This window comes from Acidovorax sp. (assembly GCF_034519795.1).
Classification (GTDB): domain Bacteria; phylum Pseudomonadota; class Gammaproteobacteria; order Burkholderiales; family Burkholderiaceae_C; genus Acidovorax.
On record NZ_JAXHOB010000009.1, the window covers coordinates 138,880 to 154,820 of the forward strand.

A 15,941-nucleotide genomic window follows, 5' to 3' on the forward strand; every position below is an offset into this window, starting at 1 on the left:
CAGGGTGGGCGCCGTTGCCATGTCGTGCACCACCATCAGCCGCCGGTGGATTCCCGCACGATGGCCCAGCGGCCGCCGTTTTGCACCAGGTCCAGCGTCTTGCGGCTGGTCACGTTGAGCGCGTCGGCGCTGTAGGCCTGGCGAAAGCGTGCCGTTGCCTTGTTGCCGCTCACGCTCACGGTGATGTCGGAGACCTGCACGGTGATCCTGGACTTGCCCACGATGCGCGATTCGCGCTCTTTCTCCCAGGCGGCGCGGGTCTGGCGGCCTGGCGGGTCGAAGTCCTTGTCGTAGGCGCCCAGGTAGGCCTTCATGTCCTTGGCGGCCCAGGCGGCGGCCCAGGCCTGCACGGCGGCGGTGACTTCCTGGGTGGATGCCGGCGCAGCAGCGGCGGCTGCCGGGGTGGGCGCCGCTGCAGCGGGTGCTGGCGCTGCGGCTACCGGGGCAGGGGCGGGTGTGGGCGCAGGGGCTGCGGGAGCAGGCGCCGGTGTGGTGGGCGCAGCGGCTGGCGCAGGCGCCGGAGCCGGGCGCTGCGTGGCGACCACGGCGGGTGCGGGTGTGGGGGCTGGTGCTGCAGCGGCAGGGCGGGCCTTGCCCGTGGGGTCGGCCGAGAACAGTTCGCGGATCAGCGCCAGCTTGGGCTTGACCGAGTTGGCGTTGGTCGCGTCGAGCTGCAGGGCCTTGTTGTAGGCCTGGCTGGCCAGCTTGGCGTAGATGTCGCCCAGGTTCTCGTGCGCGGTGGCGTAGCTGGGGTTGGTGCGGATGGCCATTTCCAGCGCGGTGCGGGCCTTGTCCAGCTGGTTCTGGTTGGCGTAGAGCACGGCCAGGTTGTTGTAGGGCTCGGGCAGCTCGGGGTACTCTTCGGTCAGCTTGGTGAAGGTGGCGATGGCCTCAGCGGGCTTGCCCGAGTCGGACTGGGCCACGCCGCGCAGAAAGCGCAGCTGCGGGTCGCGCGGGCTGGTGGCCAGGCGCTGATCGGCCTTGGTCAGGGCCTCGCCCGCCTTGCCTGCCTTGAGCAACTGGGTGATGTCGGCATAGTCGTCGGCCGCGTGCGCCAGGGTGGTGCCTACCAATGCCGTCAGGGCCAGCAGGCGCAGGAGTCGGGGGAGGGTGCGGCGGACGGGTTGCTTCATGAGGGGGTATGGAAGGTGATGGGCAGCGTCGGACCCTGGCGGGGCTTATACTGCGGCGGATTGTAGCTGAGGGGGTGGTCATGACGGTGCGCTGTTGCCGCTGGTGATTTCGATGGGCGTTCGCTGGCGAACGCGCCCCCCCGAGGGGCCTGTTCCCGCTGCTGCCGGGTGAACGGGCTTCATCCACACCCCCTGCCGATTTCCCCTGACTGACATCCCATGAGTTTGCGCATCTACAACACGCTTTCGCGTGAGTTGGAGAACTTTTCCCCGCTCGAACCTGGCCATGTGCGCATGTACGTGTGCGGCATGACCATCTATGACCTGTGCCATATCGGCCACGCCCGCATGATGATGGCGTTCGACGTGGTGCAGCGCTGGCTCAAGGCCAGCGGACTGCGCGTGACCTACGTGCGCAACATCACCGACATCGACGACAAGATCATCAAGCGGGCGCTGGAGCGCGGCATCACCATCCGCGCCCTGACGGACGAGATGATCGCCGCCATGCACACCGACATCGCGGCCCTGGGCATCGAGCCGCCCTCCATCGAGCCGCGCGCCACCGAATACGTGCCGCAGATGCTCGCGCTGATCGGCACCCTGGAAGGCAAGGGCCTCGCCTACCGCGCCAGCAATGGCGACGTGAACTACTCCGTGCGCAAGTTCGACGGCTACGGCAAGCTCTCGGGCAAGTCCGTCGATGAACTGCGTGCCGGCGAGCGCGTGGCCGTGCTCGATGGCAAGGAAGACCCGCTCGATTTCGTATTGTGGAAATCGTCCAAGCCTGAGGAGCCGCCCGAGGCCAAGTGGGACAGCGCATTCGGCCCGGGCCGCCCCGGCTGGCACATCGAGTGCTCGGCCATGTGCGGTGCCACGCTGGGCGAGACCTTCGACATCCACGGCGGCGGCATGGACCTGCAGTTCCCGCACCACGAGAACGAGATCGCCCAGAGCGAAGGCGCCAACGGCAAGCCCCTGGCGAAGTTCTGGGTGCACAACGGCTTTGTGCGCGTGGACAACGAGAAGATGAGCAAGTCGCTCGGCAACTTCTTCACCATCCGCGAAGTGCTGGCCCAGTACGACGCCGAGACGGTGCGCTTTTTCATCGTGCGTGCCCACTACCGCAGCGCCCTGAACTACAGCGACGCCCACCTGGACGACGCACGCCAGGCCTTGAAGCGCCTGTACACCGCGCTCAGCCTGGTGGCACCGGCCCCCGTGGCCGCCATCGACTGGACCGACCCCTACGCCGCGCGCTTCAAGGCCGCGATGGACGAGGACTTCGGCACGCCCGAAGCCATGGCTGTGTTGTTCGAGCTGGCCGGCGAGGTGAACAAGACCCGCTCGGCAGCCTTGGCAGGCTTGCTCAAGGCCCTGGGTGCTTGCCTGGGCGTGCTGCAGGGTGACCCGCAGGCCTTCCTGCAGGCCGGTGCCGGGCTGGACGAAGCCGCCATCGCCGAGCAGATCGCCGCCCGCGCCGCCGCCAAGGCCGCCAAAAACTTTGCCGAAGCGGACCGCATCCGCCAGGCGCTGCTGGCCCAGGGCATCGTGCTCAAGGATTCGGCCGCCGGCACCACCTGGGAAGCCGCCCAGTGAGCGACTGACAGATAGACAGATAGACAGATAGACAGTTGGTTAGTTGGATAGACAGTTAAAGCAATCAAGAACCGCATGCCCCCGAACGAAGAACGAATGAACGCACACGACAAGAAGAACAACCAACATGGCTGCGGTACGCAAAAAAATGGCTAAAGAAGAACTGTCGGCCCCTGAAGTCGCCGCCGCTGCTGCGGCCGTCGTGTCCGCTGCCGCAGCGTCGTCTGCGGCACCTGCCCAGTCCGTTGTCGTCTCCACGCCCGCCTACTGGGCCGAGGCCTGCAAGCACCTGATGAAGAAGGACCGCGTGATGAAGCGCCTGATCCCGCAGTTCGGCGATGCCGCACTGCAGACCCAGGGCGACGCCTTCACCACCCTGGCGCGCTCCATCGTGGGCCAGCAGATCTCGGTGAAGGCCGCCCAGACCGTGTGGGAGCGCTTTGCCAAGCTGCCGCGCAGCATGAAGCCGGCCAGCGTGCTCAAGCTCAAGGTCGACGACATGCGTGCGGCCGGCCTGTCGGCGCGCAAGGTGGACTACCTGGTGGACCTGGCCCTGCACTTCGACGGCGGCAAGCTGCACGTGAAGGACTGGGCCTCGATGGACGACGAGGCCATCATCGCCGAGCTGGTGGCCATCCGCGGCATCGGCCGCTGGACGGCCGAGATGTTCCTCATCTTCTACCTGATGCGCCCGAATGTGCTGCCCCTCGATGACGTGGGCTTGATCGGCGGCATCAGCCACAACTACTTCTCGGGCGAAACGGTGAGCCGCAGCGAAGCCCGCGAAGTCGCCGAGGCCTGGAAGCCGTGGGCCAGCGTGGCGACTTGGTATATTTGGCGGTCCATGGACCCCCAGCCAGTCGTCTCTTACTGAGCATTGGACAAGCGTCATACCAAACTCGTAACGCGTCGGTTACAGTGCGTGCCTCATTCATGGCACGCCGCCTTCCGGCGCGACCCAAGGAGAACAACGTTGGCGAAAAAGACCTTTCTGGATTTCGAGCAGCCGATTGCCGAACTCGAAACCAAAATCGAAGAACTGCGCTACGTGCAGACCGAGAGCGCCGTCGATATCTCGGAAGAGATCGACCAGCTGAGCAAGAAAAGCCAGCAGCTCACCAAGGACATCTACGCCGAGCTGTCGCCCTGGCAGATCACCAAGATCGCCCGCCACCCCGAGCGCCCCTACACGCTCGACTACGTGCGCGACATCTTCACCGACTTCGTCGAGCTGCACGGTGACCGCCACTATGCGGACGACCTGTCCATCGTGGGCGGCCTGGCGCGCTTCAACGGCCACGCCTGCATGGTGCTGGGCCACCAGAAGGGGCGCGACACCAAGGAGCGCGCGATGCGCAACTTCGGCATGAGCAAGCCCGAGGGCTACCGCAAGGCCCTGCGCCTGATGAAGACGGCCGAGAAGTTCAAGCTGCCGGTGTTCACCTTCGTCGACACGCCCGGCGCCTACCCCGGCATCGACGCCGAGGAGCGCGGCCAGTCCGAGGCCATCGGCCGCAACATCTTCGAGATGGCGCAGCTCGAAGTGCCCATCATCACCACCATCATCGGCGAAGGCGGCTCCGGCGGCGCGCTGGCGATCAGCGTGGCCGACCAGGTGGTGATGCTGCAGTACGCCATCTACTCCGTGATCAGCCCCGAGGGCTGCGCCTCCATCCTCTGGAAGACCAGCGAGAAGGCCCAGGAAGCGGCCGATGCCCTGGGCATCACCGCCCACCGCCTCAAGGCCCTGGGCCTGGTGGACAAGATCGTCAACGAACCCGTGGGCGGCGGTCACCGCGACCACAAGCAGATGGCCGCCTTCTTGAAGCGCGCCCTGGGCGATGCCTTCCGCCAGGTGGCAGACCTCAAGACCAAGGACCTGCTGGAGCGCCGCTACGAGCGCCTGCAGGGCTATGGCCGCTTCAGCGATACCAAGGCGGATGCGCGCTGAGCGCCCGGCTGCCAACGCCTCCCTCCAACGGCCCCTCGCGGGCCGTTGTTGTTTTTTGCGCCCGGTGCAGCCTGGGCGTGCCAACCCTCTGGCGCGGCAACCGTAACCGGATGTAGCATGGTTGGTCGCAGCCCGCTGGGTGGCGGGCGGATTCGAAGGGGGCAGCATGTCGTTCCTGAAGACTCTCAAAGGCCAGATCCTTCTGGTTTCTGTTGCCTGCCTGGTGGCGGGCCTGCTGGCCCTGACGGTGGCCAACTACCTCACGGCCCGATCCCAGGCCTACGCCTCGCTCACGGCGCAGTCGCAGGCCCTGGCCCACAGCCACATCGAAACCCTGCGCGACTGGGCCCGCAGCAAGGCCACGGTGGTCGAGTCGGCCGCCGCGGCGCTCGACGATGCCGACGCCGCCAAGCCGCTGCTCATGCTGGCCAAGGCAGGCAACTTCCTGACCACCTACTTCGGCTACGCCGACAAGCGCACGGTGTTCTCGGAAAAGCAGAACCTGCCGCCCGACTACGACCCCACCTCGCGCCCCTGGTACAAGCAGGCGGCGGATTCGCAGGCCGCCATCCTCACGGCGCCGTATGCCGATGCGGGTGGCGCCGGCCTGGTGGTCACCTTTGCCAAGGCGGTGCGTGAGGGCTCGGGCGTGAAGGCGGTGATGGCGGGCGACGTGTCGCTGTCGGCCGTGGTGGCCAACGTGGCCTCCATCAAGCCCACGCCGGCCAGCTATGCCTTTCTGGTGGGGGGCGATGGCAACATCATTGCCCACCCCGATGTGAAGCTGGCCTTGAAGCCCGCGACCGACATGGCTCCCTCGCTCACGGCGGCAGCCCTGGCCGACATGGCCAAGCGCGCCGACCTCAACGCCGTGGACCTGCAGGGCCGGGCCATGCTGCTCACCGTGGCGCCCGTGACCGGCACGCCCTGGCTGCTGGCGATTGCGCTGGACCGGGGCGAGGGGCTGGCTGCCATCCGCACCATGCTGCAGGTGTCCCTGGGTGCGGGCATCGTGGTGCTGCTGGTGGCCCTGGTGGTGCTGGCGGGCATCCTGTCGCGGCGCTTGCGCCAGCTGACCCTGGTGCGTGATGCCATGCACGAGATCGGCGCGGGCGATGGCGACCTTTCGCGCCGCATCGATGCGCAGGGCGAGGACGAGCTGGCGCAGATCGCTGCCAGCTTCAATAGCTTTGCGGGCAAGCTCTCGGGCGTGCTGGCGCAGATCCGCGATGCCAGCAATTCGGTGCGCGTGGCGGCCGAAGAGATCGCCACCGGCAACCACGACCTGAGCGGGCGCACCGAGCTCACCGCGTCCAGCCTGGAGGAAACCTCGGCATCGATGCAGCAGCTGACCGAAACCGTGCGCCACAACGCCGACGCTGCGCGCCAGGCCAACCAGCTGGTGGCCCAGGCCTCCAGCGTGGCCCGGCATGGTGGCTCGGTGGTGGGCAATGTGGTGAGCACCATGGACGAGATCAACGCCGCGTCGCGCAAGATCAGCGACATCATCGGCACCATCGACGGCATTGCCTTCCAGACCAACATCCTGGCCCTGAATGCCGCTGTGGAGGCGGCCCGCGCCGGCGAGCAGGGCCGGGGCTTTGCCGTGGTGGCCAGCGAGGTGCGCAGCCTGGCGCAGCGCAGCGCCGAGGCGGCCAAGGAGATCAAGCAGCTCATCAGCGCCTCGGTGGCGCAGGTGGAGAACGGCTCGCGGCTGGTGCACGATGCCGGCGCCACCATGACCGACATCGTCAACTCGGTGCAGCGCGTGACCGACATCATGGCCGAGATCACCGCCTCCACCAACGAGCAGAGCACCAGCATCAACGAGGTGGGCCAGGCCGTCTCGCACCTGGACCAGATGACGCAGCAGAACGCCGCCCTGGTGGAGCAGAGCGCGGCCGCGGCGCAAAGCCTCAAGGACCAGTCGGTGCGCCTGTCGGAAGTGGTGGGCACTTTCCGGCTGTCCAACGACGGCGGCCACGCGGCGCCGCGGCTGGCGGGGCCGCACGACTGAAGCGCGCCAGCCGCGCTGTGTGGGTGGCCGCGATAATCGGCACCCATGTGCTGTAGCCCCTCCTGTCCGCTTCCTCGCTTCTTGCAGATTGCCGGCCTGGCGTGCGGGGGCAGGGCGTGACCCAATCCTTCGACGCCGCCATGGCGGCCTTTGCGCCCGCGCTGCCCCTGGCCGTGGGGTTGAGCGGCGGGGCCGATTCGACGGCCCTGCTGCTGGCCTGCGCGCGGCGCTGGCCGGGGCAGGTGCGGGCCATCCACGTGCACCATGGCCTGCAGGCCGCCGCCGATGGTTTCGAGCGGCATTGCGTGGAGCTGTGCGCGCGCCTTGCCGTGCCCCTGGCCGTGCAGCGCATCGATGCCCGGCCGCAGCCAGGCCAGAGCCCCGAGGATGCCGCGCGCCAGGGCCGCTATGCGGCGCTGGAGGCGGCGCTGCAGACCATCCCCGCGATGGCCGGCACCGCATCGGTCGCCCTGGCCCAGCATGCCGACGACCAGGTGGAGACGCTGCTGCTGGCCCTGTCGCGCGGGGCCGGCGTGGCGGGCCTGGCGTCCATGCCCGCCCGGTGGGAGCGTGCGGGCCTGCCCTGGCACCGCCCGCTGTTGCGCGTGCCAGCGCTGGCCGTGCGCGACTGGCTGCAGGCCCAGGGGCAGGCGTGGGTGGAAGACCCCACCAACGCCGACCCGCACTACACGCGCAACCGCATCCGCGCGCAGATCCTGCCCGTGCTCGAAGCCGCATTCCCCGCGTTTCGCGACACGTTTGCGCGCTCTGCCGACAACGCCGCGCAGGCCAGTGCGCTGCTCGACGAGGTCGCCCAGGCCGACCTGGCCCTGGTGGGTGTGCCGCCGCAACTGGCCGCGCTGCAGGCCCTGGGCCGGGCGCGCCAGGCCAATGTGCTGCGCCACTGGCTGCGCAGTGCGCACCACACCACGCCCAGCGCTGCGCAACTGGCCGAATTGCTCGGCCAGGTGCAGGCCTGCACCACGCGCGGCCACCGCATCCGCATCAAGGTGGGCTCCGGCTTCGTGGTGCGCTCGGGCACCGGGCTCGATTGGTACAATCCCCAGGTTTTGGTCCCTGGGGGCTGATCCGTGTCGTCCTGATGAAACCCGCGCTGGGTTCGGCAGGAAACCACGGGCTGGTCCCTGCTTTCCCATCTGCACGAAAAACAGCGGCGCGCCAAAACAGTGTCCAACCGGCGCCGTGGCAAGTGTTTCGTCACCCCAGAAATCCAATGGCATTGATCGTTCACAAATACGGCGGCACGTCGATGGGCTCCCCCGAGCGCATCCGCAACGTCGCCAAGCGCGTGGCCAAGTGGGCCCGCGCAGGCCACCAACTGGTGGTCGTGCCCAGCGCCATGAGTGGCGAAACCAATCGCCTGCTCGCCCTGGCCAAGGAGCTTGCTCCCGCACGCGCCACCGAGGCGTACAACCGCGAGCTGGACATGCTGGCCGCCACCGGCGAGCAGGCCTCGTCTGCGCTGCTGGCGATCGCGCTGCAGGCCGAAGGCATGGGCTCGGTGAGCTATGCCGGCTGGCAGGTGCCCATCCGCACCGACAGCAGCTACACCAAGGCGCGCATCGAGTCCATCGACGACCAGCGCGTGCGCGCTGACCTGGCCAATGGCAAGGTGGTCATCGTCACGGGTTTCCAGGGCATCGACGACGACGGCAACATCACCACGCTCGGCCGTGGGGGCTCGGACACCTCCGCCGTGGCCGTGGCCGCCGCGATGAAGGCCGCCGAATGCCTGATCTACACCGACGTGGACGGCGTGTACACCACCGACCCCCGCGTCGTGCCCGAAGCGCGCCGCCTGCACACCGTCAGCTTCGAAGAGATGCTGGAGATGGCCAGCCTGGGCAGCAAGGTCCTGCAGATCCGCTCCGTGGAGTTCGCAGGCAAGTACAAGGTGCCCATGCGCGTGCTGTCGAGCTTCACGCCCTGGGACATCGACATCGACGAAGAAGCCAAGTCCGGCACGCTGATCACTTTTGAGGAAGACGAAAAAATGGAACAAGCCGTTGTATCCGGCATCGCATTCAACCGCGACGAGGCCAAGATCTCCGTGCTGGGCGTGCCCGACAAGCCAGGCATCGCCTACCAGATCCTGGGTGCCGTGGCCGATGCCAACATCGAAGTCGACGTGATCATCCAGAACCTGAGCAAGGACGGCAAGACCGACTTCAGCTTCACCGTGAACCGCGGCGACTACGCGCGCACCGTCGAGCTGCTCAAGGAAAAGGTCGTGCCCGAGCTGGGCGCGCAGGAAGTCGTGGGCGACGCCAAGATCTGCAAGGTGAGCATCGTCGGCATCGGCATGCGCAGCCACGTCGGCGTGGCCAGCAAGATGTTCCGCGTGCTGAGCGAAGAGGGCATCAACATCCAGATGATCTCCACCTCGGAAATCAAGACCTCGGTCGTGATCGACGAAAAGTACGTCGAGCTGGCCGTGCGCGCGCTGCACAAGGCCTTCGAGCTGGACCAGCCCGTCGCCTGATCGACCCATCAGCCCCCAACTCGGCTGAAGTGCCCCAAAAATGGGGCATAATAGCTGGATTGGAAACGTGACCGAGTGGCCGAAGGTGCTCCCCTGCTAAGGGAGTATGGGGTGTAGAGCCTCATCGAGGGTTCGAATCCCTCCGTTTCCGCCAAGATAAAGCCCTGCAAGTCCTTGATTTGCGGGGCTTTTTTCTTTGCTGCGCCCGGGGCTCCCCTGCGTCACACCAATTGCACACCAATATCGGGTTCGGCGGGTCCTGCAATCGAGGCGTTCACGGCCGCCAGATTCGCGCCCCGGTCGGCGCTCGGGATCCACTTCGCATAGTCGCGCATCATCACCTGCACGCTGTGCCCGTGCTGCATGGCCACCCACATGGGGTTCGCCCCGGCCATGAGGGCGAGGGTCACGCTGGTGTCCCGGCACTCCTTGGGGGCTCGGTAGCGCACGCCCACGGCGCGTAGCGTGGTGCGCCACACCCGGCCCTGCGACTGCTCATCCTGGTACGCCTCCCCGGTGTTCGGGTTCTCGAACACTTCGGCGCCCCGGATGGCGGTCCTGGCGCGCTGGCGCTGGATCACGGCGGCGGCCCGGGTGTTGAGCTCCACCGTGCGCTCCACGTTGGTCTTGGTGCGCTCCTTGTCCTGGGTCATCACCCGGGTGCGCCACACCAGCACCGTGCGCTGGCGCAGGTCCACGTCGTCCCACCGCAGCGCGATCTGTTCGGATGCCCGCAGTCCAGCGAAGAAGCTGAACTCGAAATAGTCGGCCACCTCAGCGCCATAGCGCTTGGCCAGCTCGCCCAGGATCAGGTCCACCTCGTCGGGCGCAAAGGGGTCAGGCTTGGCCTTCTGCGTCTTCTGGTTGGCAATGCCCTCGGTAGGGTCCTGCACCCGGCTGGGGGGCCTGCAGATCAGTTCGAACACCCCCCGCAGCGGGATCAGGATGTTGTTCTGCGTCTTGCGGCCGAGCCCGCGCAGCTTCTTGCCCGTCTTCAGGTCGAGGCGCGGCGTGGACAGTTCGGCCAGGTGCTCCAGCACCATCTCGTGCGTGATGCGCTCGGGCCGCAGGTGGCCGAACACCGGCAGCCAATAGGCCTTCATGTGCCGCTTGTAGATCTGGTGCGTGGAGTGCTCCAGCGTGCGGGCTGACAGCCTTTCCCAGACCGTGGCCCAGGCCGCGAAGTCGCGCGCCTCGGTGTCGCTGTCGGGCTGGTGGGCCTGGGCGTGGCGGTAGTCGGGGAAGTGATCGGCGAAGCGAAAGCTCCCGCGCTTGATCTCGTCCACCACCAGGGCGCGCACGCGCGCGGCGTGCTTGAGGTTGGCCGCGTTCGGGCGCAGGTCCAGCGAGGGCGCAACCAGCTTGCCCTGCCACACGAACCGCACCTCTATGCGGTTGCCACTGGCCCTAACACCTCCGGATGTTGCTTTGCGACCCATCGGTTAAATCCCTCCATGTCAATAAATCTGTTGTTGTCGGGGGCGAGGATCCATTCCCGGCCCTCGATCCACACGCCGCGCGCGATCTTCGTTTCCACGGCGCTGACCGTGTAGCCGGTGTCCTCGCAGAACTTGGCGATGCGAACAAAACGGGCTGCCATTACGGTGGTCCTCCTGCTGTTTGGTGGTACGGGCCGTGAGTGGGCGGCACCAGTCCGACGGGCGGGGCCAGGTAGACGAAGCCGCCGCCCAGCCGGGGGAAGCGCAGGGCCATTAGCTCATCACGAGCCAGGGCGACAGCTACGGCCTGGTCGGGGCTCAGGTTCAGCCGCACGCGCGCCGTGGTGCAGCGCCCGTGGTGGCTGATGGCGATGGAGCGCTTGCCGGGCGTGGCGCCCTTGCCGCGGTTGTTGCCCTGCAAGGCGCGCGAGCCGTCGGCGTTGATGGTGCAGCTGCCCACCTCGGGCAGGTCCTGCGCGCGGGCCAGTCCGGCGGCCACGATGGCGGCTGGCGTGCCGGTGTAGTAGGCGTGCTGGTGGCCCAGCTCAAAGGCCAGGCCCGGGGCGATGTCTATGCGGTCAGACATGGACGATTCTCCCCGCCGGGATGGTGCGTGCGGCGCGCTCTGCCTCGATGAAGCCGTCCACCATCTCTTTGCAGTAGTCGAGCAGGTAGATCACCGCGAACATCGTGGAATCGTCCAGTTCCCGGTTCACCGCGCGGGCAACGTCGGTCACGATCAGCAGCGCATCCGAGACACGGGGAAACATGCCGGTGAGCAGGTCGTCCCAATCTGCCTTGCCCGCTTCCTCTTCCTCGTCCAGTGTCGCGCCCAGGCCTTCCATGAGCGTTAGCAGCCCGTAGCCAGCTGGGCAATCGGCATGATCTACCCACTGTGAGAGCACATGGGTTGCGGCGAGCTGTCTTGCCATCACGTCATTGATCACATCGTGCCAGCTCCGATTGGTGGGATCTTCAGCCACCTCGGCTGCTGCTGATCCTGCGGCCGGTGCCGCGGCCTGCGTCGGCAGCAGGACGCCGATCACCTGGCCGCTGAAATTGTTGTGCACATCGTCCAGCAGGCCGGTGGATCTCTCGATGACCATCGAGAAAATGTCCACCTCCAGCAACTTCGCCATTGCCGCCGCACCCTGCAGGTACGCGAGTGGCTTGTACAGGGCCTCATAGGCCGCATTGGTGGTTTCGGCGTAGAGCGGCCGCACATCCAAGCTGCGCTTCACTGCATGGAGTTCGTCAAGTGCGGAATCGAGCAGCCTGCCAATAGCGGGTTCATCGGGTCCGATCTTGTCCGCGATCTCGGCCACGTCGCTGGTTACCTCGCTCATGTCGTTGAGCATGCACTGGAGCAGCGTTTCCCAGTCGGGATTCTGTGGCTTGATGGCCTCGGTCAAGCCTCGGCGCGCGGTCTTTGAAGGGGTGGCGACGGCGTTCATGCAAGCGCTCCTTCAGGAAGGTAGTCAGCACCCGAACGCATGACCTGATGCACATCCTTCAAGGTGATCTGATCGGCGTCAAAGTGCCCCATCAGGATGCTGTTCAGCGCCTTCAAGCGGGCGCCGTAGCAGCGCAGCATGGAGCCAATTTGCAGCGAGTCGTGCAGAGCGTCGCAGTCGTCGCCGGCCAGAATTACCGCATGAGCCACGGCCTCGATGTCGTAGGTACAGGCGATGACACTTCTCACCCCGAGGGCGCCCGCCTCGTTGGTAGTGGTGTCTCTGGTGATAGGCCCGCCTGAACCCTCGACGCGCCGGATCGGTGGCGAAGGCATGTGTGGCGGCGGTTCGCGCCGAGCCACCAAGCCCTCATAGGTGGTCATGGCGCGAAGGTCGGCAAGGGACCCCGGCAGGCCTGCATAGGCTTCGCTCAGTTCATCAATGAACTCGCCAGCGCGAGACGCCAGGAGCAGCAGCGTGTAGCGCTGGCCCACATCGTGGCTCTCGGCCGCAAGTAGCTGCGTCAGTGCTTCTTCCAACTGCTCATCGATACAGAGCAGCTGCCGAGCGACGGATTTTTCGCCGGTCGCATCGATGGCTACCGGGTCGCCGCAGTTCTGCGCGAGGTCAGAGAGCAGGTTGTCGGCTTCCAGGAAGTTGTTGCGCCCGGGGAAATCGCCCCAAGGCCAGTGCGACGACACCGGGATGATCATTGCATTGATCACATCGGCGACCTGGGCCACCAAGTGGTGCGCTTCGGTCATCGAGTCGCTTGGGGCGGGTGTCGGCGCAGTTGCCGGTTTTCCCCGTGCTGGGGCCTTGATTGCGCGCACGGGCGCCTCTGCAGTAACATTGCTCATGGTTCTGGTTCCTCGCAAGGGTTCTGGTTCAAGAGACCTGAAGCGCTCTCACCTGCTTCAGGACCTCGGGCAAGGGCCGGCTTTTATGCCGGCTTTTGCTTTGGTGGGGGCGGTGCCTGTTTCATGTGGATGATCCTAGCGACTCAGGCTAGCCAGGCCGGGGGTGAAAAGCGCCCGATTCGGTCGCATTTCGCGGAAAGTTGCGTTCACAGCAGCGCTTCCTGGGGCTCAGGCGCTGGGGCCGATGTTGTGGGAGGTGTGGCACGCTTCGGCTTCTTCGCTGCCGCGCGGTCGGCGATGGCGGTCAGCACCAGGGGCTGTACCAACTCCAGCACGTCTGCATGCCAGACCACCCGATACCCCGAGTGATCGTTCTTTTCGGCCTGATACGTTGCGAGCGCTCCGTACTGCTTGCCTGCATCGGTCAGCTCCCATTTGCTGCGCGGCTTGCCTCGACTGGTCCAGTGCTTCTTCGTCTGGAAGCCCAACTGCTCCAGTGCCGCATTCACCTGCTCGGACTTGGCGCCGCTGCCGATGCGCTCGACCAACTCCGTGACCGTCAAACGCGGGTTGTGGGTGGCTGTGACGTTTGTCAGCAGAGGAGTGAAGTCCAGGCCGGTGACGTTCCGCACTTCCTTGGCTGTGATGGCTTTCGCCATCCCGTCATCCACTCCCAGCAGCTTGCAGATCTTCAGTTGCTCGCGGGTGATGACCGCCGCCTCACGGTAGCGTTCCGAGGCGCGCGCGGGCTTGGTCTGCTGGGCCTTCGGCATGGAGTAGCTGCCGGTCTTGCGGATGCTGGGCAGCACTTCGCCGCTCACCCACTTCTGCATGGGCAGCGCGTCGGGCTTGTCGGAGCGGCCAAGGAAAAAGTACAAGCCGGACTCTGTGAGCGTGGCCATTTGCTGCACGCCACCAGGGGTGTTAATTGGTTTAACCCCCTTCCACTCTTCGGGAACGTGTGCGATAACGTTCGCCTGCCAGGTGTAGCCCAGACCCTCGGCCACGTCCTTTGCCACCACCTCAAAGGTTCCGCTGTCACCTTCGATCACGCGCACCGGCGCCTTGCCAAACTTGAACGGAATGATGTTGCTCACTGGGGTTGCCCTTTCTCTTGCCGCGTGCGGCTTTCTTCCAGACGCAACTCGATTTCAGCCGTGAGGCTGCGCTTTGCCACGCTGGCTTGTTGCTGAAGCCAGTCCTTGAGCGGCTGCTGCAGGCGTACCTTGAATTGGCACGCTTCAGGTTTCGACTCGGTCACTTGGCGCCTTTCTGAACCACCGTGGTCCATTGATTGCAATGTAAACCACCGTGGTCCATTCTGCAATAGGTTGATTGGGTTGTAGGGCTTTTGCACCACCGTGGTTTATCATCCTTCCTATGAGCCGTGACGATCCCCAGATGAAGATCCGCCTTCCTGAAGAGGTGAAGGCGCGCATAGATGCGGCTGCGGCCGAAGCAGGGCGTAGCCTGAATGCGGAGATCGTTGCTCGCCTCGAAAGTAGCTTCGAAGCCGCAGTTGGCTACGTGACGAAAGAGCAGTTCGAGGCGACCCTCCGCAACGCAGTGCTCAATCTGGAAGCGGAGCAATTCGTCACCGCCACCGTGAGGAAAATGCTCGCGAACAACGTCGTGCGAATGTTCGAGCAGATTCCCGTAGACCGCCGAACTGAAAGCCTCGCAAATGCTTACGACTTCGCAAAAGCTCTCGGGACTGCTGAGGGCATAGGCCTGGAAGAAGCGACAGCGAGAATCATGCAGAGGTCGCTGGATGACAAGGAGCCAAAGGCTTTGGCAAGCGCCCTTAGACGTCAGGAAACGCGCCTTCAACACCAGATCGCTGCAGACAAGGCGGCTGACGTGTCTCTTGGGTTGAAGACGGCACAACCTAAGCCCAAGGCCTGACTTCACTACGAAACTTTCGTGGTGACCGGCGGGGAGGGATGATCCAGAACTGAAGCACGTGGGTTGCATGCACCCAGTCTGCCCACCACGCCCGGCGCGCAAGGGGTGCATTCCGCCCGAACGGGGATAGATCGCCCCTTTTTTCACTGAGTACCCTCCCGGCGGGCGCGCCACAGCAGGCCGGCGGCCCAGGTGATCGCGGTAATGGGGCTCGCGCCCGCCCGGCGGCGCATTTCGGCCAGGCGGCAGAAGGTGGCAAGTTGCTTCACTGGGTTCCTCCCGTTCGTGTGATCTGAATGGGGGCGGACTGCAGGGCAGCGCCCGCGTCGATCTCCGCTTGGATTGTTCGCGCGCGCGCGGCGTGGTCATCGATGCCCTGGGCCTGCAACTGCGTGTGGCGCCTGGCGGCGTAGTGGATGCGCAGACGCTCTTTGTGATCCAGTGCCTGCAGGTCAACCTCGCAGGAAGGGCACATGCAGCGGGCACCGCTGGCCAGTAGGTCCCGGCCCTGGCGCTCTGCCTCGCGCACCTGGTCGGCGCTTACGACGTTTCGGCGGCAGTAGGCCTGCAGCTCCTGGAGGTCCAGCGGCTCCAGCTCGTGGCGCGCATCGAGACGGGCACGCCTCAAGGCCTCTTCTTTGATCCCGCTCATGCTGCGGACTCCTTCGCAGCTGCAGCAAGCATGCGGCCTTCATCGGCCCCGGCGAAGAACGCATCGCGCTCAGCACTCCCGGCGGCGTAGATGGCTGGGGAGAATGGGACGCCTTCCAGGCGATTGCGCAGGGTCTGCAACACGCCTGCTTTGTAGGCATCGCTGCGGCGCTCACGCCCGGCGAAGAAGGCGCGATCGAACACCTCGGAGGCCATCGGACCGGCCTTGCAAGGGGTGCCCGGTTGGGCGGTGGATGCTGACATTGTTCACTCCGTCAGAGCACCGCGAAATGCGGCGCGACGGGTGATTATTTAGCCTGGGCTAAGATTAAGTCAATAGCCTGGGCTAAGTTTTTGTTGAGGACTCAGGGTGATGGATGGGCAAAAATAGTTGTTGTCCGGCATGTGATGTCTTCCTATGCGCGCGAC

The 15,941-nt window shown here is 65.7% G+C and carries 18 protein-coding genes and 1 tRNA gene; 8 read left to right on the plus strand and 11 right to left on the minus strand.

Annotated features, from left to right (window positions below; all coding sequences use genetic code 11):
• Positions 1-35: 35 nt before the first annotated feature.
• Positions 36-1,133 carry a tetratricopeptide repeat protein gene (locus tag U5N23_RS11230; RefSeq protein WP_322592893.1) on the minus strand — a complete coding sequence of 366 codons (1,098 nt, stop codon included), beginning with the start codon at positions 1,131-1,133 and terminating at the stop codon, positions 36-38.
• A gap of 219 nt (positions 1,134-1,352) precedes the next feature.
• Here U5N23_RS11230 and cysS point away from each other — a divergent pair, with 219 nt between their 5' ends.
• The 7 genes from cysS (at position 1,353) to U5N23_RS11265 (ending at position 9,357) form a co-directional block, all read left to right on the plus strand.
• Positions 1,353-2,732: a cysteine--tRNA ligase gene (gene cysS / locus U5N23_RS11235; RefSeq protein ID WP_322592894.1), complete on the plus strand. Its 1,380-nt coding sequence runs from the start codon at positions 1,353-1,355 to the stop codon at positions 2,730-2,732.
• Between the two features lie 148 nt (positions 2,733-2,880).
• On the plus strand, positions 2,881-3,606 hold the full coding sequence (locus U5N23_RS11240) for a DNA-3-methyladenine glycosylase 2 family protein (RefSeq protein WP_322592895.1): 726 nt from the start codon (positions 2,881-2,883) through the stop codon (positions 3,604-3,606).
• A 99-nt stretch (positions 3,607-3,705) separates the two neighbouring features.
• On the plus strand, positions 3,706-4,683 hold the full coding sequence (locus tag U5N23_RS11245; protein WP_322592896.1) for an acetyl-CoA carboxylase carboxyltransferase subunit alpha: 978 nt from the start codon (positions 3,706-3,708) through the stop codon (positions 4,681-4,683).
• A 166-nt stretch (positions 4,684-4,849) separates the two neighbouring features.
• Positions 4,850-6,700 (plus strand): methyl-accepting chemotaxis protein, encoded by a 1,851-nt coding sequence (locus U5N23_RS11250; protein WP_322592897.1) that lies wholly within the window; start codon positions 4,850-4,852, stop codon positions 6,698-6,700.
• A 116-nt stretch (positions 6,701-6,816) separates the two neighbouring features.
• Positions 6,817-7,788 (plus strand): tRNA lysidine(34) synthetase TilS, encoded by a 972-nt coding sequence (tilS, locus tag U5N23_RS11255; protein WP_322592898.1) that lies wholly within the window; start codon positions 6,817-6,819, stop codon positions 7,786-7,788.
• A 146-nt stretch (positions 7,789-7,934) separates the two neighbouring features.
• Positions 7,935-9,203, plus strand: coding sequence for an aspartate kinase (locus U5N23_RS11260; protein ID WP_322592899.1), 1,269 nt, complete (start codon positions 7,935-7,937; stop codon positions 9,201-9,203).
• Positions 9,204-9,264: 61 nt separating this feature from the next.
• Positions 9,265-9,357: transfer RNA gene (locus U5N23_RS11265), tRNA-Ser, on the plus strand.
• 67 nt (positions 9,358-9,424) lie between these two features.
• Here U5N23_RS11265 and U5N23_RS11270 read toward each other — a convergent pair.
• From U5N23_RS11270 to U5N23_RS11300, 7 genes are all read right to left on the minus strand, one after another.
• Positions 9,425-10,579 carry a tyrosine-type recombinase/integrase gene (locus U5N23_RS11270; RefSeq protein ID WP_322592900.1) on the minus strand — a complete coding sequence of 385 codons (1,155 nt, stop codon included), beginning with the start codon at positions 10,577-10,579 and terminating at the stop codon, positions 9,425-9,427.
• Positions 10,580-10,590: 11 nt separating this feature from the next.
• Positions 10,591-10,803: a hypothetical protein gene (locus U5N23_RS11275; protein ID WP_057199538.1), complete on the minus strand. Its 213-nt coding sequence runs from the start codon at positions 10,801-10,803 to the stop codon at positions 10,591-10,593.
• Complete coding sequence (locus U5N23_RS11280; RefSeq protein ID WP_322592901.1) at positions 10,803-11,228, minus strand: hypothetical protein; 426 nt, start codon at positions 11,226-11,228, stop codon at positions 10,803-10,805. The genes U5N23_RS11275 and U5N23_RS11280 overlap by 1 nt, the downstream gene beginning before the upstream one ends.
• Positions 11,221-12,096 (minus strand): hypothetical protein, encoded by an 876-nt coding sequence (locus U5N23_RS11285; protein WP_322592902.1) that lies wholly within the window; start codon positions 12,094-12,096, stop codon positions 11,221-11,223. Before U5N23_RS11285 ends, U5N23_RS11280 begins: the two co-directional genes overlap by 8 nt.
• Complete coding sequence (locus U5N23_RS11290; protein WP_322592903.1) at positions 12,093-12,860, minus strand: hypothetical protein; 768 nt, start codon at positions 12,858-12,860, stop codon at positions 12,093-12,095. The genes U5N23_RS11285 and U5N23_RS11290 overlap by 4 nt, the downstream gene beginning before the upstream one ends.
• 302 nt (positions 12,861-13,162) lie before the next feature.
• On the minus strand, positions 13,163-14,053 hold the full coding sequence (locus U5N23_RS11295) for a Bro-N domain-containing protein (RefSeq protein WP_322592904.1): 891 nt from the start codon (positions 14,051-14,053) through the stop codon (positions 13,163-13,165).
• Positions 14,050-14,217: a hypothetical protein gene (locus U5N23_RS11300; RefSeq protein WP_322592905.1), complete on the minus strand. Its 168-nt coding sequence runs from the start codon at positions 14,215-14,217 to the stop codon at positions 14,050-14,052. The genes U5N23_RS11295 and U5N23_RS11300 overlap by 4 nt, the downstream gene beginning before the upstream one ends.
• Positions 14,218-14,336: 119 nt before the next feature.
• Here U5N23_RS11300 and U5N23_RS11305 point away from each other — a divergent pair, with 119 nt between their 5' ends.
• The gene (locus tag U5N23_RS11305) at positions 14,337-14,861 is read left to right on the plus strand and encodes an Arc family DNA-binding protein (RefSeq protein WP_322592906.1); all 525 of its coding nucleotides are present in this window, start codon (positions 14,337-14,339) and stop codon (positions 14,859-14,861) included.
• 143 nt (positions 14,862-15,004) lie between these two features.
• Here the strand turns inward: U5N23_RS11305 and U5N23_RS11310 are convergent, their stop codons facing one another.
• Genes U5N23_RS11310 through U5N23_RS11320 form a run of 3 tightly spaced genes read right to left on the minus strand, consistent with a single transcriptional unit; the run spans position 15,005 to position 15,776 of the window.
• The gene (locus U5N23_RS11310) at positions 15,005-15,130 is read right to left on the minus strand and encodes a hypothetical protein (RefSeq protein ID WP_322592907.1); all 126 of its coding nucleotides are present in this window, start codon (positions 15,128-15,130) and stop codon (positions 15,005-15,007) included.
• On the minus strand, positions 15,127-15,513 hold the full coding sequence (locus tag U5N23_RS11315) for a hypothetical protein (RefSeq protein ID WP_322592908.1): 387 nt from the start codon (positions 15,511-15,513) through the stop codon (positions 15,127-15,129). The genes U5N23_RS11310 and U5N23_RS11315 overlap by 4 nt, the downstream gene beginning before the upstream one ends.
• On the minus strand, positions 15,510-15,776 hold the full coding sequence (locus tag U5N23_RS11320; RefSeq protein WP_322592909.1) for a hypothetical protein: 267 nt from the start codon (positions 15,774-15,776) through the stop codon (positions 15,510-15,512). The genes U5N23_RS11315 and U5N23_RS11320 overlap by 4 nt, the downstream gene beginning before the upstream one ends.
• Between the last annotated feature and the right edge of the window lie 165 nt (positions 15,777-15,941).

Bases quoted from the DNA above. Each gene is read 5' to 3' on its own strand.
- U5N23_RS11230 (WP_322592893.1), bottom strand. From the start codon at position 1,133: ATGAAGCAACCCGTCCGCCGCACCCTCCCCCGACTCCTGCGCCTGCTG.
- cysS (WP_322592894.1), top strand. From the start codon at position 1,353: ATGAGTTTGCGCATCTACAACACGCTTTCGCGTGAGTTGGAGAACTTT.
- U5N23_RS11240 (WP_322592895.1), top strand. From the start codon at position 2,881: ATGGCTAAAGAAGAACTGTCGGCCCCTGAAGTCGCCGCCGCTGCTGCG.
- U5N23_RS11250 (WP_322592897.1), top strand. From the start codon at position 4,850: ATGTCGTTCCTGAAGACTCTCAAAGGCCAGATCCTTCTGGTTTCTGTT.
- U5N23_RS11260 (WP_322592899.1), top strand. From the start codon at position 7,935: ATGGCATTGATCGTTCACAAATACGGCGGCACGTCGATGGGCTCCCCC.
- U5N23_RS11275 (WP_057199538.1), bottom strand. From the start codon at position 10,803: ATGGCAGCCCGTTTTGTTCGCATCGCCAAGTTCTGCGAGGACACCGGC.
- U5N23_RS11280 (WP_322592901.1), bottom strand. From the start codon at position 11,228: ATGTCTGACCGCATAGACATCGCCCCGGGCCTGGCCTTTGAGCTGGGC.
- U5N23_RS11285 (WP_322592902.1), bottom strand. From the start codon at position 12,096: ATGAACGCCGTCGCCACCCCTTCAAAGACCGCGCGCCGAGGCTTGACC.
- U5N23_RS11290 (WP_322592903.1), bottom strand. From the start codon at position 12,860: ATGACCGAAGCGCACCACTTGGTGGCCCAGGTCGCCGATGTGATCAAT.
- U5N23_RS11305 (WP_322592906.1), top strand. From the start codon at position 14,337: ATGAGCCGTGACGATCCCCAGATGAAGATCCGCCTTCCTGAAGAGGTG.
- U5N23_RS11315 (WP_322592908.1), bottom strand. From the start codon at position 15,513: ATGAGCGGGATCAAAGAAGAGGCCTTGAGGCGTGCCCGTCTCGATGCG.
- U5N23_RS11320 (WP_322592909.1), bottom strand. From the start codon at position 15,776: ATGTCAGCATCCACCGCCCAACCGGGCACCCCTTGCAAGGCCGGTCCG.